Below are 15,531 nucleotides of genomic sequence, written 5' to 3'. Positions count from 1 at the left end.
AGGCGAGCACCTCAACGAACGTGTCGGCCTGGGCGCAAGTCTAGGGGACCGCCACGATGCTCTGGAGGGAACGGCGCCATGACAACTTATTGGGGCACGTTTGCGTTTCCCTGGTCTCAGCCCGTCCCGGGGCCGCATATTTATCCTCCGACTCTGACTGTTAACGTTGCCACTGGCACGCTAGAGCTTTTCTATGGATTTTCGCCCAACGGCGACTTTGGCACGCTCTTCCGTTACGCCGTTCAGCTTGATCCGTTTTTCTTGCCAAAGCCTCCCTTGTCGTCGTCGACGGATGGCTATGCATTCGTGGACGCTTCGACGATTTACCAATCGCCGCTCCACCAAAATCTTATCCTCACCAATACCGGCCCGAGTAGTGTGCAGGGGATCTCGGTCTTCCAGACACAAGATTCGAACGGTAACAATTACATCAAAGAGAGCTTTATCACGGGGGGCGATGGATCGCTCTCCGCGAGCGCAAGCACTCAGATTGCCGGTCCGCTTAGCGGCAAGATCGAAAACACCATCTTCGAGCCGTTCAGAACGAGCGCAGGCGTACTGAGTTCGTACGGCGTTGCATGGGATCAATACAATCCAACAACTAGTGCATACTCTATCAGCTTCGACATCTTCAATCATAACAGCGGCGATCCAAGTTTCAATAGTGCCGGCGATTACACTCCTACGGGTATCGTAACGCTGAACCTTGGAACATTTGCAAGCGAAGCATCCCTACCCAACTGGACCTTCGCCGCGGCCGGTGGTGCCTATGTCGTCGCGGCAGCGTTTTCATTTTCCGGTCATGATTCGATTCTTGTAAATGGATACAATCTCGATGGTTCGCTCAAGAGTAATGGCTTCACCTTCCGAATCGATCCCGATCTCAGTGCCTATCCGGGTGACACCAACCACATTACTTTTCAGGACGCCCCCGGATCATTGTGTCTTGTCCAACAAGCCTCCCCCGGCAACCTCTACGCCATCGCGTGGGACGAGAGCATTGCCGATGGCAACGGAAACGTCGTCGGCAACCAAGTCGAGCTTGCAATATTCCAACCGCTTGTTGGAGTTCTCCACCGCCATGCATTCCAGACATCCAGTACCTCGCCGGAGAAGGTGAGACTGCAGCTGGAGAGCAACAACGTCTTTGTTCTTGCGTATGGCGATAATATCGCGACGCACATCGTTCGGTTGGACACAAACGGAAACGTGCTCGCAAGCGCCACTGACCCGACGGACCACACGTTCGATAGCATAGCGGTACTTGGCGACGGACGCGTGGATATCCTTTACGACAACACCCTCGATCCGTCGGGCACTTCGCAGATAGTGTCACACGTGTTCGATTTTCGTGTCACCGGAGTGAACATCAACGACTTTCCGCTGGTAGACGGAAACAACAAATACGTTGCGGGTACGCAATTCAGTGACTTCTTTATCGGCGAGCCGAATGTTCTCAACGAGTTCTATGACGTTGATGGCATTTCATTTTCGCCCAATTTCGATAGCTTCACGGGAGGTGACAATGGCTTTAATGTCGCTATTTTTCCTTCTGCAAGGTCCAACTACGTCATTTCGGAGCTTGCTGGCAGTTTAATCATCAACAGTAGGAGCAACACCGCTCATTTTCTGCAAGCGACGAATGTCCAAGAGTTCGCATTTAATCCGATCGTGGAGCCGGCCCCACAGGGCGGCGTTATCAATGTCACCGGCGGTGGAGTGTATCTCAACTCCCCTCTGAGTAACGGTCTCTCAGCAACGATAGCTGGCTCCACTCTGGAGCTAGCGTCGCCACTGACCAGTACCGGTCAGGTAACATATTTCAATTTCGGCACGTCGACTTTGCGTCTCGACTATCCCGAAAGTTTCCAGGGAATAGTATCCGGATTATTGCCGGGAGATATCGTCGATCTCGCCGGTATCGACCCGAGGACAACGAGTGCGCTGTTTGATGGATCAACGCTCACTGTCCACACAATTAGTGCGACATTTCAATACCACATCACCGGCTCTATTGGCGGCAACGCGTTCAAGATCCAAACTGACGGTATAGGCGGAACGGACCTTGTCTTTCAGACGGTTACGCAAACGGCGCCTCTATTTACCTCGGGAGCCGACACGGTCGACTTCAACCATCTGACTGACGCGCAGAAGCAGGCGATAGACGCGAACCCGCAATCGATCTACCAGGGGCTGGGCGGGAACGATGTCGTCACCTTGCCCGATGTGGCGAACTACCAACTAACGGCGACGGTTCGCTGGGACCCGACGCGCACCTTCACGGCGGGCGACGCGATCGGGCAAGGATACAAAATAACCGGCGGCAACGGGCCCGACAAAATTGCTCTTGGGGATGGCAATGATCTCTTGGTCGGGTCTCCGGGCAACGACGCGATTACCGCCGGCAGCGGGGCTGACACTTTCGATTTCACCAACGGAGGCTTCGCCGGCTTTCAGGACAATACGCGCCAGACAATTACGGGCGGGGACAATCCGAATGACGTTCTCTTACTACCGGGGTCATCCGGGAATTACCTCTTTTCGGTGGTTTTTGGATTTGGACCAAGCTGGCAGACCACAACCACAGGCGTGGGTCCAGCATCGGAGCAGCTTCCTGCGGTCGACTTGGTTACGTCACGTGTTCAAGCTGTGAAATTTCAGGGCCCAATCAATAATGTGGTTCAACCGTTTGACAGTGAAAATATAACGTCAACCGAACGCCAAATGGCCGTCGAGATGATTAAGCTTGCTAACGAGGTGTATGGTCCCAATACTCCCTTTACTCACCCCGCAGATCCCTCTCACCCCTACCCCCCAGACCCCGCAGATCCGCTGGCGTGGCAGCCCCATACACCGGACACAAGCGAAAACGTAAGCTTGGATGCCGAGGTACGTGGATGGCACGCCTTGTCTGCCATGGAATTAGGCATAAAGCCCGCCGACTACGGCGCACTGGACACCCTCCACTACTCGCTGGTGAATGGCTTTTACCAGGCATACGACGAGGCAGACAAGCTTCCGTCAAATTCCGATCCATCGGAGGCTGGTGCTCTGATATTGACGGGAGTCGTAGAAGGAAAGAGAACGCTTGCTGTGGTATTCCGCGGTACGGACCAGCAGAGCGACACCTTTGATTTCGTCAACTTCTCGGATCACTACCATAAATTTCACCCACTCGTGGATGCCCTGAAGTCTTACATTGAGGACGGGTCCAACGGTATACAGCAGGTCCTCGTTTCGGGTCACAGCCTTGGCGCTGCGATGGCCCAAGACTTCATGGCCGAATTTCCGGACGATCAGCGCTTCCAAGCTTGGACAATCGGATCACCTGGGTCAGACAATGGATCATCGTCGGATGATCCTCGCATAACGAACTTCCTTCATCTACGCGATCCAATCGCGGCGGTTCCACTATTGTCCCATCAGGCTTCAGCGTTCGCTCCAAGTGGCTCGATTCCTATTGAACTATTGAGGGACACCACACTCAATTTTTTTGAGTCGACCTGGAAACTAAACTTCAGCGATTCAAACTCCTTGTTGGACAGTCTAGTCAATGGTTTGCCAAAAGTCCGTGCTGGACACAATATATGGGTCGGATTTGGTGGCCACGATGCCGGCTTGTACTTGCAGGACGTCGAGTATAACAAGCTCGTCGGCTGGCTGGTTGATGGATATGTCATTGGGGCAACCATTTTTGCCGATGCCAATGGGAATGGGAAGCTCGATTCTGGTGAAAGTTCGACCACCACGAACACAGATGGAGTTTTCGTTTTAACAGGAGGCAGTGGCATACTGATTGCTTCCGGAGGAATCGACACTTCGACCGGGTTGTCATTCAAGGGCACGCTTTCAGCACCATCTGGATCGAGTGTTATCACGCCACTGACGACACTTGTTTCAGTTCTCCAAAGTCAAGGCGGGTCGAATGCGCAAGCGCAAGTGCGCGCAGCTTTCGGGATCGATACTTCGACGGAGTTGACGACCTTTGACCCAATTGCGGCGATGCTAGCGAACAACCAGAATGCCGCGAAGCTCTATTCTGTCGGCGCTGAGGTAATGAATACCGTCGCACTGGTTGCATCGGCACTGACCAGCAATGGAGCTCCTATAGAACAAAACACAGTCGAGGTCTTCGAGGCGCTCGCGAAGATGATCGCCGCCTCGGGAACAGAACCAATCAATCTGGCCGACGTGAGCTTCGTGAGTCAGCTTGTTACGACCTCCGCCGAAGCGTTGCATCATTCAGTTGGCACGGGAATCGTATCTGCTGTGGCAGCCGTAGTGTCTGCAAGTAATTCTGCTCTAGAGCAGAATAGTTCGCAGCTGACAGGCCAGGCTTTAATTCACGCGGTCAGCGCGGTCGAGAAGCTTGCGCAGGGCGCCGAGTCGGCAGCGCTTCAAAGCGCAGCCGAGGATCCGAGCTTCCTTAACGTCATCGCCAACGCTTTCACCGGCTCAAACCTCACGAACGCAATTTCTCCACAGTCCACCGGTGCGGATCACGCACCGTGGCTTGCAACGGATAACGTGGCGTCGCATTCGATTACCGAAGTTGTAGGCAAGACCGGCAGCAACGATCTAGATACCACGAGTGGCAAGCTGCTGTTTACCGATGCAGACCTTTCAGATACGCATCAGCTTAGCGCAGTTCTTGATCGATTTTCATTCAAGTGGATGAACGCCGACGGAGCTGTCTCATGGACTCCGCTTCCCACTGATACGTCCAATGCTCTCATCCATGCCGTTGAAGCCGCGCTGGTCAGCGACAGCACGAACGGAAATATTGGCGAGGTTTCGTGGACTTTCAGTGCCGACGATCACTACTTCGATTTCCTAGCAGCTGGTGAGTCGTTACGTGGGACATACAACATCGCAGTCATGGACGACCACGGCGCAACGTCCATCGAGCCGATTGCCATTGTCATCAATGGTGCCAACGACGACCCCACCGCGCTTCCCGATAGCAACGGCGTCGCCAAGGGCACGACGCTTTCGGTACCGGCCTCAGTCGGCGTGCTGACGAATGACAGCGATCGTGATATTCACGATCATTTAGTCGTCGGTGCCGTTAACGGTTCAGAAGCCAGCGTTGGACATGTTGTGAAGGGCGCCTACGGCTCGCTGACGCTGAATGCCGATGGGAGCTATGTCTACAATGCCAATAAAGGCGCTCTTCCATCGCAAGTCGTGGCTCAGGACACCTTCAACTACACGGTCTCCGACGGGCACGGCGGATCCCACACGTCGACGCTGACCGTTCTGGTCTCCAACCCGGACGTGATCTATCAATCGGGGATGAGCACGACGCTCACTGGAATCATCAATGGAAAAAGTGTGCTCGATGGGTCAGCCGGGCATGATGCGCTGGTCGGCGGCAACGCGCCGGACGTTCTGATCGGCGGCAGCGGCGATACGCTCATTGGTGGCGCTGGGCCGGATACATTTGTCTTCCGTCCCAATTTCGGAACGAACGTCATCACGGATTTTAATATCAACAATGATTTTATTCAGTTCGAAAGATCGATGTTCGTGAGTGTTGCCGACGTACTAAATCACGCAACGGCCGGCAGCGCCGGCGCGATCATTGCTGATGGACACGGAGATGCGATCACGCTGGTCGGCGTGACGCTATCGCAGCTGCAAGGGCACCAGAGCGATTTCCACTTGGTCTAAGGCGATGGCGCCCTTCGACACGTTTAGTTTTAGATTCCCGTATCTGTTGGATTTGTAATCAATAGGCATCGAGCCCGATCGGCCCAACCCGGCCGTTCGTTTAACACAGTTCTCTTTACCGACAGCGAGCTGAATCGCCCTGGCGGGTCTCGCTTAGCAGAAGCAATGTCTACAAAAAAGCGGTACGAATTCTATCGAGTATTAATTGTACAAATACGCCGAAAGCGCCGCCAACAAGAAACAACAGCAAATATGGCAGCACAGCGGCAACCAAAGCACCTATGGCGCAAAACCCGCTGAAATGAAAGATGCACGGTTGGTATAAAGTACCCATAAGGTTATCAAGACTGAGAACCGGAGCAATAATTGTATATATAATCAATCTCCCCAGTGCGGTTTGCGATTCAAAAAACACTGATGGTAAATGATCTAAACAGAAGAAAATCACTAGGTAGAGCAGGCCCCCAACAATCGTTGCATTACGGTACTTCTTAGCCATACAGAAAATCTTATCACGTATGTGAGAACAGGGGAGATGGGTATGTGGACAGGCCAATCGGAACTACTCACAAAGTAGCTCTTTTCAACCTGGCTCCTTCTCACCGCAATGCTGCTAAACGTGCGCAAGAATCACTGCCAGCTTTCTTATGATGAGGTGTTTTCCGCTCGTTCTTTCAGCGAGCGTTGAAAGAGGTGCTGCTCTCCCCCACTCTGTGAACAAGAACACCGCATGTAAGTGCGCGCGCTGTTCGGCACGACTGCGTCCAAAGGCTCCTGATAACGGTGGTTGGTTCAAGCTGCCGTCGGGCGCCGTCTTCGCCACGATATTCGATATGCCACTCAAATGGGTAGCCGGGCGAAGATGAAAACGCTGGGATCGTGCTCACTCTCGTCCTCGAACTTTTTGTATTTCGACATCGCGTTGGCGCCAAGCTACGAAACAGACAGGGCACCGGAATAAAAAGTGAGGCCCGCATTCGCGCGGACCTTTCCTCTTAGTGGTCCTATGTTCCTCTCTCCCGCCCTCTCATGCCTTCTGAAGTACCAGACCTAGATTACCCAGTTTCTTCCGGCGTGGCTTTTTGGCTGCTGAGAAGGCGGCTTTCTCTGCCTTCACTTGCTGACGGATCTGATCGAGTTCAAACCCGATCTATTCTTGTTGAGCAGTCCCTTGATGCGCTGTAGGCTCTCCATTCACGGCTCTCTCCTAGGTTTAGATCACCGTGCACTTGTGTCCACGGCCTTTTCGCTGGCCCATCCAGGCCTCCGGCCGCAGCAGGAAGCGGTAGTGCACTCACAGAGTACCTAGATCAGCTGCACGGCGCGATCGGTTCCGTCTTTCCAGATGTGACTAAGGGGATCGCTCGATCGCAGCTCTCCGCCTGAGGCGAAGAAGAACAGCGATGGTCCAAGACTCTGCGGTATTTTTAATTGCCGCAGCGTTTCGAGCATCGATCGGGTACGGTGTTGGTCGGTCGTGACGACGAGAACGCGGAATGTCTTCCACCCGAACTGATTTGTATGCCGTCCCTCAGCATGCGCATGGAGGTACCCCCGCATCTTACGTCCAAAGCTTGACTGTGTGGCGTCAGCACGATTCACCGGCATGGTGCCACGATCGATCTCTACCATGAAGCAACGGCGAGAGCCGTCCGGAAATTGGAGACCGAACGCAAGATCCGGTACGACGCCAACATCGTACGCGCGCTCGGCTTGCGAGATCCTGGCTCGCAATGCGAACGGGTTTCGCATTCTTCGAGTGGATTCAGGCGCGCTCGCGATGATCTCTTCAGGGTGGATAAGCCGGAGGTCGCTGCGGCCGCGCATAGATCGCTCCAGGGCAACGTGAAAATCCACGATCTCCAGTTGATGTTCAATGAATGGCCGGCCCGCTTCTCGATTGTTTCGGGTCCGATCCATGTTTGCACAGTCCACCCCGCGTTCGGAGAGAAGGTGTGCCGCGAGTGCCCCGAGTGCATACACCATCGGCGCCGACCCAGCGGTGGGATAATAGTCGAGCTGTGCTCGCGGCCGATCGACGTATCCGGCGTGAAACAGCCGACACAATCGGTCATTCGTGCGATCAAGTGAGCGGCCAACGAGCGCCGCAATGTGGGTGGATCTCAAGAAGCGATAGCGCAGCAACTGCCGCAAGATCAGCACATCACCTTCCGTGACTCGAAACGGGACCGGTTCTGCCGAGCGCCGAAAGCGAGGCCGACGGTTCGTCGCCGACGTTGAGGTCGCATTCATAAGAGAGGACTGTACCAGATGCGACCTCGCAGGCGTACGATCAGAGCCGAGCGACCAATAAAAAGTGAACAATAGCTACAGTTCGTCATCCATGCGTGTAGCGGCACATAGCACAGCACGCGCTGTGACGTGCATCCATGCAAGCAGTGACGACCGATCGTCGATCGGCTATTTGTTCACGGAAGGAGGTGATGCAAATGGACTTGGACGGCAAGATCGCACGGGTCAAAGATCTGATCGACAAGCGCGAAGAATTAGACGCCGAACTCAATGAGCTATTGGGCGGCACGGCTCGCGAGCGACGCATTCCGAAGTGCTCGATCTGTAACGAGCCAGGACACCGCGCAAGCACGTGTCCTTCAAAGGCAGCCGACGCAACGTAACGACTTCAGGCCCGCTTCGGCGGGCTTCCTTTTGATTTGCTATGATCGCCAATCATCGCCGCCAAAATCTGGTGCTGCCGCAGGCCCTGCATCAGGCGGCTTTTCTACCGTTGCACGCCGCGTCCCGGCATCCCTCAAAGCAGCTGCCGGTGCCGCTGGCTCGACCGAATAGCGTTCTCGGGTGCTTTGACGAACGGCAGCATGCTCAGCCGGCGTCATGCGAGGCATCGCATTCATGTCAGTCTCCGGCACGCCGACCGATAGCGCGGCATCTGTCATGCCGCGGATGTATGCCGCAAAATGATACGATGGCTGATTGAGGATGAACTCTGGCGTCGTTCGCATGTCGCGGGCAAGCGCATGAGCAGCCGCGTCACTGATTTTGGAAGCGAATTTTATTGCGGTCGCGCCATACAGTGCATCAAGGACATGCGGTTGCATTTGCTGCAATCGTTGATGCGCGAGGACTAAGCCGACGTTGAGCTTACGTGCCTGATCAAGAATGACCGGTATCTTGGGATCGCGCTTGATGAAGTCCTGGCACTCGTCGATGTAGACGAAACACGGAAGACGCGGCTCCTTGGGAAGAAGCTGACGCTTGTGCGCCGCGAGCAAGATCATTGAGATGAAAAAGCGGCCCACAATTTCGACACCGTCTTCTTGAAGGAGGCTCTGTGGGACATTGATGAGGATAACCTTCCCAGCGCCCATTTCGGTGAAAAACTCGAACTTAGATTTCGGCGCCGCGAACATTCTCGAGAGCGTCCGGATGCGCTTTACAGCGAATAGGCGATCAACGACCTGCTCCTTGGTGCGATCAAACTCCTTGCTGTTGAACTTTAGCTCAAAAAACCGCCTCGCATCCGGATCGAGCTTGGACAGATGCTGCTCGAACTGAGTGAGGCCGCGGGGCTGCATCAGGTCAATGAGAGTATCGATCGTAGCCGACGGGATGGTAAGCAGAAGCTCGATCGTGAAATGGAACAATGTATTCTGGCGGCTGGTCATCTCCGCCGACAGCAACGAGCTAAAGATGTAGTCGTACAGCGCGAGCACGGCGTTGCGGAAACCTTCGTGCTCGGCAGGGGAGTAGGACTGCGTCTCTTCGATCCCCACGTCGAATAGATTGAGAGCGACCGGCCATTCGATGTCTTCGGCATCAATGATGACCAGCTTGCCGTCGAGGCGTTCTCCCGGCGCGAACACCTTTAACCCTTCGACCGCCTTGATGAGGTCGCGGTTGCTTTCCATGACGACGATGGACGCTTGCTCCGCGGCTACAAGATCGAGGTCGCGCAAAATCTGGTATTGAAGGAGCGTCGACTTTCCGGCGCCTGGCGGCGCAACAATCCATTGGTGCTCAAAGCGGGTCTTTGCAGGAATACTAAAGGGCACCGGGCAAAGAAAGAGGTCAACGAAGGGAGTGCATTTCAGATATGTCTCGACTAGCTCGATCGGCGGGAGCTCGGAGTCGGCTGCGTAGACCATCGGCCTTCGATGTTTCTCATCTTCCGGCGAAACCCCCGAGGCCTCGCACAAATTGGCGTACAATCGCTCGTACAACGCCGTAAACAGGCCCGCCTCCACGTGCCCCTGCTTGCAGATCGTGCCGATGATCCTGTCCACGACTTGATGCGGATTGCGCAGCAGACAGATGAGTGGAACCGTGAGCGGCGCAGCATCCGCGCTCTCGGACAATTCAGGCAAGCTGGAAATAAAGCCCCATCCAACATTGCGTAGAGCCGTAATGAGCAGATCGCCTACGCGCTCGTCGTTCGCGAGAAAGTGTTGCTTCGCACGGAGAAAGCGACGCAGGTCCACGTGCTCCTTGATGGACAGCGTCGCGGCGTTCAGGTCCATGTCGGGCCAGGAGAAGATGGTCGTTTCTAGGGCCAGGATCTCTTCTTGGCACCGATCCAACGCCTTGATAACCGTAGTTGGCGCCGGCCGTTCAATAATCTCCCCGACCTGCTCTGCAACGTGCGCATTCACGCGTGCGATCGAGTCTTCTTGCGCCCACATTGATCCGCGATGCGCCGCGCGTACTTGGTCATATAGGGTAATAGTGTCCGACAGCTCACGTGCCCGCTCGTCCGTGAAGCGACGCAGGAACGGGGTGAAAGGAGAAGGGCGTTCGTATTTTGGGAGCTTAGAACTCAACGACCTCCTCCCGCCCGTCGAAGGTCCGCGCCGTTTCGAGATAGGCCTTGAGGCTCTTACACGCGTTGAGAATGGCCGCCTCGGCTCCAAGCAGCTCATCTAGATCCTTGCACTCGATGTGTTGGCCGCTCGTCAAGCTTTCGACGGTGACGCGCAGCGAGAGTGCCATCATGGCGGCGCTTGCAATCCCGCGTGCGTTTTTCCACAGCGAGCGTCCAACGGTGCTGCTGGCGCCTTCATCGAAATGGCCGTAGGCAGACTCGCCATGTTTCTTGCGGGCCTCGCTGTCGTATACGACAAGTTTTCCAAGGCCGTACTTGCTCACTAAACCCTTTTCATCGGGCGTGAGATCGGTGCGTGCATCGAGAGCAAAGATGACCTTGCCGCTCAGCATGCCGCCCGTGCGTTGTGAGCGCTTGAGCTTTAGTTGCATGGAGTAACCCTCCTCTGCAAAGAAATGAGTATGCACGTTCGACATGCGAAAGACCAGAAGTTCCCGCGATGGGCGCTGATGCGCCGCATCAATCGGGCGAGCACGTTTGGACGCGCGCCCTGGTCTGGCGCGCGTAAGGTGGTGTCTGCCCGATCTGCTTGAGGATGAGCGCTCGGACGGTACGCGCGACAGCGCGAAGCGGACGCCGGGCTATTGCAACTACACAGCGGTACCTCGGAGCAACCGGAACGGCGCTCGATCGTACAGCTTCTTAGCTGGCCGTCCTCGTGCCGCACGCCAACCTATCCGTGGTTCCGCCTGATGGGTTTAGGCGGCGCGGGCGTCGCCACTACGTGCCGCTAGGCACGCAAGTCGCGCGCAGAAGTCCGGTTTGTCGACGACAACATGCTGCCCCAGGCTTGCGCATACCATCCGTTGACCCCGCCTTACCTTAAAGGCGGGGCGTACGGCGGGGCATAAGATGCTTCGACAGGAAAGTTCTAGAAGGAAGGGCTGGCTTTGGAGGGCCAGCCCCGCTCCTACTTCTTCGGAGCGTCGGCAGGTTTGGCTGTTGCGCGAGCTTCAAGCCACTCGACAATCTCGTGCAGCCACCATACTGGCGGGCTGTTTCTGTGTCGGCCGAGTTTGAAAAACCGCGGTGCCTCTCCAGAAGCGCAAAGCCGAAACCAGTGTGTACGGCTGTAGGGAATTCCAAGTGCCTTAAGTCCACGCCAGTTGACCACTTCCTTTCCAGTCATCGCTTAGCTCCTTGTTTGGAGCCGTCGCGACGGCTGTTAAGTGTCAGCCGACGTACATTTATAGCAGATCTCCATACGTGGCTCCTGTGCTAGTAAACGTCATAGTACCTGTCGTATTGCGTCACGAGCTCACGAACTTGCTCGACGATCGTCCTCCCGGTTCAAGCCCGACATTGCGGCACTTTCTGAAACGTTACCGATGACATTCGAAGTGAAATAGGCCGCCCACTAGAGCGGCGTCACAAGAGAGAACGCAGCGATACAGCGCGTCAATCCAACGTGCCGAAAGCTGGTCGCACAAGGCTTACTCTTGCGTCATGGCAAGGGGTGGCGCGCTGATCCATTCCGTTATCACCCAGCCGTCTCGATAAGCCGCCTCGCCGCTTGCAACGTGTCCATCCAGAAGGCTCCGCCTCACACTGCGGCATTTCCTGTCACCGCTCCGCAACATGCGGGATGTTCCGCCTGCAGGAACAACAGTTTAGACTCCACTTCTCGACATCGTTGCGGCACCCTCGATCTTAACCGGGGCTGGAGTATTATCATTGCACTGACAGGCAATTTTCCCGGACGGGCCGCAGTGCGCAGTGCATTGCGGCCTTTTTCATTAGGGGTAAAGTTCTTGCGCGAAATTCCAGTGCTTTTGATCATCGATGCCGTAGCAGTCGGAGCTGTCGTGATCGGGACAATTTTCGTCCTCGTCGACCATCTAGGCCGCCGGTCTAAAAAGCGCCTCCGACATTGAGCGATTCTTGGAGTGGTGATGCCCTACGCTTGCGATCATCGATCGCATGCTCTTCTTCGCCGCACCGGCAACCAACTCCTAGCATCGCACTGACGACGCGGCTAAAGGACGCTTTGGGCGCTCCAAGGAAGACTAATGATCGTCTATTTTTCATGCCCCGGCTGCGACGCGGTTTATTCTGCGGTTCAAGAGCGGAGCGCCGCTCCGGTGATCAGCTCAGGCCTCTTTAGCTGCCTAGGTTGCGAGAAACCCGTCCATCATTGGACCGGAATCTATTGTTTCACGGACTGGAAACGCAGGGAGACTGGAAGGGGAAATCCGGTTGAACTCGCTTCGCGACCGCCGCCGTGGTCCGCATGCGCGTCAGCGCGCCGAGAACCGGGCGCAAAAATATGACGGGTGGGCGCGGCCACAGCAGCCAGCTGCGATGCCCACGCGTGCAACAAACACCCGATGGCTCCGAAGCACCATCAGATGCGGCCTAACATCGCGTCCCTGTCCTGAGATGATGGGTTCACCTTCACTCAGGACAGGAGCCTACCAATGACTTGCACCTGCTATTGCTTGCTCGTACTGACCGCGACCGTTTCGCTGTCATCCGTCAATTCGATGCTAAATCGACCAACGCCAGCTGGTTTGGTTTCCCATCTAACGGCTTTTCCTGAGAGTGTGGCAAGTGTGCCGGAAGCAAACTTGAACAGCGCTTTTCCGGAACTTTCGCTGCCGGCAGGCTTGCCGTCCTTCATGACAGCGGCCCCTTTACCTTCGGTGATCTCGGTGACCGCGAGCCCCCCGGCCGCTCGGACAGTCCCCCCGCCGGACAGATAGGTTCCTTGAGGGCCATCCCATTCACTGGTCGAAGTCCCTGAGTAGACCGCGCCTTTCACCAGGCCCTCCACACCAGAGCAAGAATATTGGACGCCAGTGATCCGATGCCCATCCTTGTCACCGATGGGTTCTTGGCTTACCGCGCCAACGATGTTGCATTCATATCGGCCGACGGTTTCCGCCAGCGCAAGTCCGCTTGCGCCGATTGAGCCTAGGGCGGAGCAGACAGCAGTAATGATGATGATGCGCTTGTCCATTGAAAGTCTCCTCAAAATGTATTTGCCAGCACACCGATGGATCGAGTGCCGTAGGATCGCCAAAGAATAACTTGATCTATTGAGACTAATGCCCGCCGTTGGCGCTGAGGCTGCCGCTACAAATATTTGGGGACTTCGGCACGTCCGTCTGGCAGCTCCAAGTAACACTTTCACCATATACCTCCGGGAAGGGAAAGGAAGGAGGGTGTTCTCGATAATCTTCAGCAATGCATGAAGCGGACCGTGCGCCCTTGCGGAGCATTGGCGCACGCCACAAGAAGCCATTCGCTGTGGGACGCGCCACAACGCCGGCCTCTGCAAATCGCCTTGCGGCCGGTAGTTTGTCGGCATGGCATTCCTCCGACGAAAATCACCCATGGAACAACTCGAAGCCGAACTGGCCTCGCTGCGCGCGCGCCGAGACCTTGAACAGCAGCCATGCGGCTGCTGACGCGGAGTTCTTTGACGCCAAGTCAAAGCTCCAACGCCACCACCTCGAAGCCGATCTTGATGTCGACGATAAGGCTCGCGCGAAGTTGGAGGCGGCAGTCGCCACCTGCTCGTTGACGCGTGACGGTTATGCCGACGCGCTGGCGGAGGTGCAGACGAAGATCGCACTTTCCGAACAGACGCTCGCAGCCGAGCGGCCCGCTGTCGAACGCAAGGCGGCGAGCCGTCGCAAGTGCCGTCGACTGCATCTACGGAATCTGTCTTAGCTCGCCGATTAGCCGACCATTCGTTTCAGACGCGCTTCAAGCTTTTGCAGCGCAGCGCGTTTCTCCGGCAGGTAATCGTACCTGTCGTAGATCTCGTCGAGGTCGGTTTTGCCCCCGCCTGTCACGTGGTTGAGCATGATCTCTGCGATCTCACGTGTTGTTCCGAGGCGCGCGAGCATGGATCGGAAGTTCGCCGAAGATCGCGCACTTGCCATCCGGTCACACCTGATCGCTTGTCGATCTCCTTTTTCAGCTTTCCCCACGACCCGTCGTTGAAATGAGTACCCTTGATGTGAGCGGGGAAGTAATAGTCGGTATTCTTGTCTCGCCAATTGTCGCCGATCTTTTCTTGTCGATCGAGGATCGCACGCGCCATCGGCAGGATCGGGATTGCGTGCGCGCGCCCGTTCTTGGTGAATTCTCCGGGGATGGTGACCACGCGGCCTTCACGCCAGGCTCGTTCCAGCCGTCCTATTTCTCCGTTCCGACATCCCCACAAAATGATGAGCCGGATCATGTCGCCGAAGAAGCCGGCGCACGCGTGCCACACCTTCTTGAGCTCGGCGTCGTGATGCCGTAGGGAACCGAGACGTTGCGGATCACACTGAAGACGCTCGCCAGCGCATGGTTGCGATTCTCGTCCTTCGGAATCGCGTTGACATAAAATTCCGCGCGGGCGAAGCGATCGGAGGAGCGGTTCGTGCCGGGCAGGAACACGGCACCGCCGATCTGCTCCCAATAGGCGTTGAGCGCGAGTTGCTTGTCGAAGATCGGCGAGTTGGTCATCACCTGGTACTTGCGGTTGTGATGGATGACCTGCTTGCCTCTGATGTATTCGACGATGGCGCTGTCGCCGCTCGCATCTGAGATCGCCAGATGCAGGCTCGCAAGCCGCTTCTCGTCCTGCGACACGTCGTCGGTCACGATGATGAACGGCTCCCTCTCCAAGTCGGCCACGGCCTCCTCCACAGTCGCGAAGTTGTCGAGCACATATTGCGCCCAGGCCGCGATCGTGAGGCCCCGCCTGCTCGGGTTGAACTTTGGATATTCCGACTCCGCCAGCCACAGCACGTTGGCGACGAGGCCAGCCTCGTTCAGCCCGTCAGTGGTGCAGTCATAGGCTGACGCGATCACGCTGCCGTATTTCGAGGTCCACGCCAGCGAGTTAGGCCCGACCTCGCCCCATGCCGCGCGGGAAGATCCAGATTGGTCTTCAGATCGCTCTTCCAGTCCATCGTCCGCGCCGTGATCACTTGGTCATGGACGCCGAGACAGACGAGACGCGTGCAGGCCGGTGCAATCGACGGCGCGATAGCGCGATAGCA

10 protein-coding genes and 1 pseudogene are annotated in these 15,531 nt (G+C 56.2%); 3 read left to right on the top strand and 8 right to left on the bottom strand.

The window, feature by feature from the left end; translation table 11 throughout:
- The first annotated feature begins 78 nt into the window (after positions 1 to 78).
- Complete coding sequence (locus V5279_RS03700; protein WP_338695194.1) at positions 79 to 5,673, top strand: Ig-like domain-containing protein; 5,595 nt, start codon at positions 79 to 81, stop codon at positions 5,671 to 5,673.
- A gap of 169 nt (positions 5,674 to 5,842) precedes the next feature.
- Here the strand turns inward: V5279_RS03700 and V5279_RS03695 are convergent, their stop codons facing one another.
- A complete protein-coding gene (locus V5279_RS03695; protein WP_338695192.1) occupies positions 5,843 to 6,172 on the bottom strand; it encodes a hypothetical protein in 330 nt (109 codons plus the stop codon).
- Between the two features lie 806 nt (positions 6,173 to 6,978).
- Complete coding sequence (locus V5279_RS03690; RefSeq protein WP_338695190.1) at positions 6,979 to 7,836, bottom strand: replication-relaxation family protein; 858 nt, start codon at positions 7,834 to 7,836, stop codon at positions 6,979 to 6,981.
- Positions 7,837 to 8,123: 287 nt separating this feature from the next.
- On the opposite strand from V5279_RS03690, the gene V5279_RS03685 reads away from it, so the two are divergent.
- Entirely contained in the window at positions 8,124 to 8,309 is a 186-nt protein-coding gene (locus V5279_RS03685; RefSeq protein WP_165126703.1) for a hypothetical protein, read from the top strand.
- 39 nt (positions 8,310 to 8,348) lie between these two features.
- On the opposite strand, the gene V5279_RS03680 is transcribed toward V5279_RS03685, so the two are convergent.
- The 3 genes from V5279_RS03680 to V5279_RS03670 all read right to left on the bottom strand — a co-directional run bounded on the left by V5279_RS03680 (position 8,349) and on the right by V5279_RS03670 (position 13,490).
- Positions 8,349 to 10,469, bottom strand: coding sequence for an ATP-binding protein (locus V5279_RS03680; RefSeq protein ID WP_338695187.1), 2,121 nt, complete (start codon positions 10,467 to 10,469; stop codon positions 8,349 to 8,351).
- Positions 10,459 to 10,902 carry a hypothetical protein gene (locus V5279_RS03675; RefSeq protein ID WP_338695185.1) on the bottom strand — a complete coding sequence of 148 codons (444 nt, stop codon included), beginning with the start codon at positions 10,900 to 10,902 and terminating at the stop codon, positions 10,459 to 10,461. Before V5279_RS03675 ends, V5279_RS03680 begins: the two co-directional genes overlap by 11 nt.
- Before the next feature lie 2,060 nt (positions 10,903 to 12,962).
- Positions 12,963 to 13,490, bottom strand: a complete 528-nt coding sequence (locus tag V5279_RS03670; protein WP_338695183.1) for a hypothetical protein — start codon at positions 13,488 to 13,490, stop codon at positions 12,963 to 12,965.
- Between the two features lie 227 nt (positions 13,491 to 13,717).
- Between V5279_RS03670 and V5279_RS03665 the strand changes: the two genes are divergently transcribed.
- The gene (locus V5279_RS03665; RefSeq protein ID WP_338695181.1) at positions 13,718 to 14,206 is read left to right on the top strand and encodes a hypothetical protein; all 489 of its coding nucleotides are present in this window, start codon (positions 13,718 to 13,720) and stop codon (positions 14,204 to 14,206) included.
- A gap of 8 nt (positions 14,207 to 14,214) precedes the next feature.
- Here the strand turns inward: V5279_RS03665 and V5279_RS03660 are convergent, their stop codons facing one another.
- From V5279_RS03660 to V5279_RS03650, 3 genes and pseudogenes are all read right to left on the bottom strand, one after another.
- Positions 14,215 to 14,343 (bottom strand): hypothetical protein, encoded by a 129-nt coding sequence (locus V5279_RS03660; protein WP_338695179.1) that lies wholly within the window; start codon positions 14,341 to 14,343, stop codon positions 14,215 to 14,217.
- Positions 14,328 to 14,645 (bottom strand): hypothetical protein, encoded by a 318-nt coding sequence (locus V5279_RS03655; protein ID WP_338695178.1) that lies wholly within the window; start codon positions 14,643 to 14,645, stop codon positions 14,328 to 14,330. The genes V5279_RS03660 and V5279_RS03655 overlap by 16 nt, the downstream gene beginning before the upstream one ends.
- 122 nt (positions 14,646 to 14,767) lie before the next feature.
- Positions 14,768 to 15,519: pseudogene (locus V5279_RS03650) on the bottom strand (linear amide C-N hydrolase); the annotation flags it as partial.
- Positions 15,520 to 15,531 lie beyond the last annotated feature (12 nt).

The organism is Bradyrhizobium sp. 26S5 (assembly GCF_036923295.1).
Lineage (GTDB): Bacteria > Pseudomonadota > Alphaproteobacteria > Rhizobiales > Xanthobacteraceae > Bradyrhizobium > Bradyrhizobium septentrionale.
The sequence above is the reverse complement of the archived record's forward strand: the minus strand, read 5'-3'. Positions and strand labels throughout refer to the sequence as shown.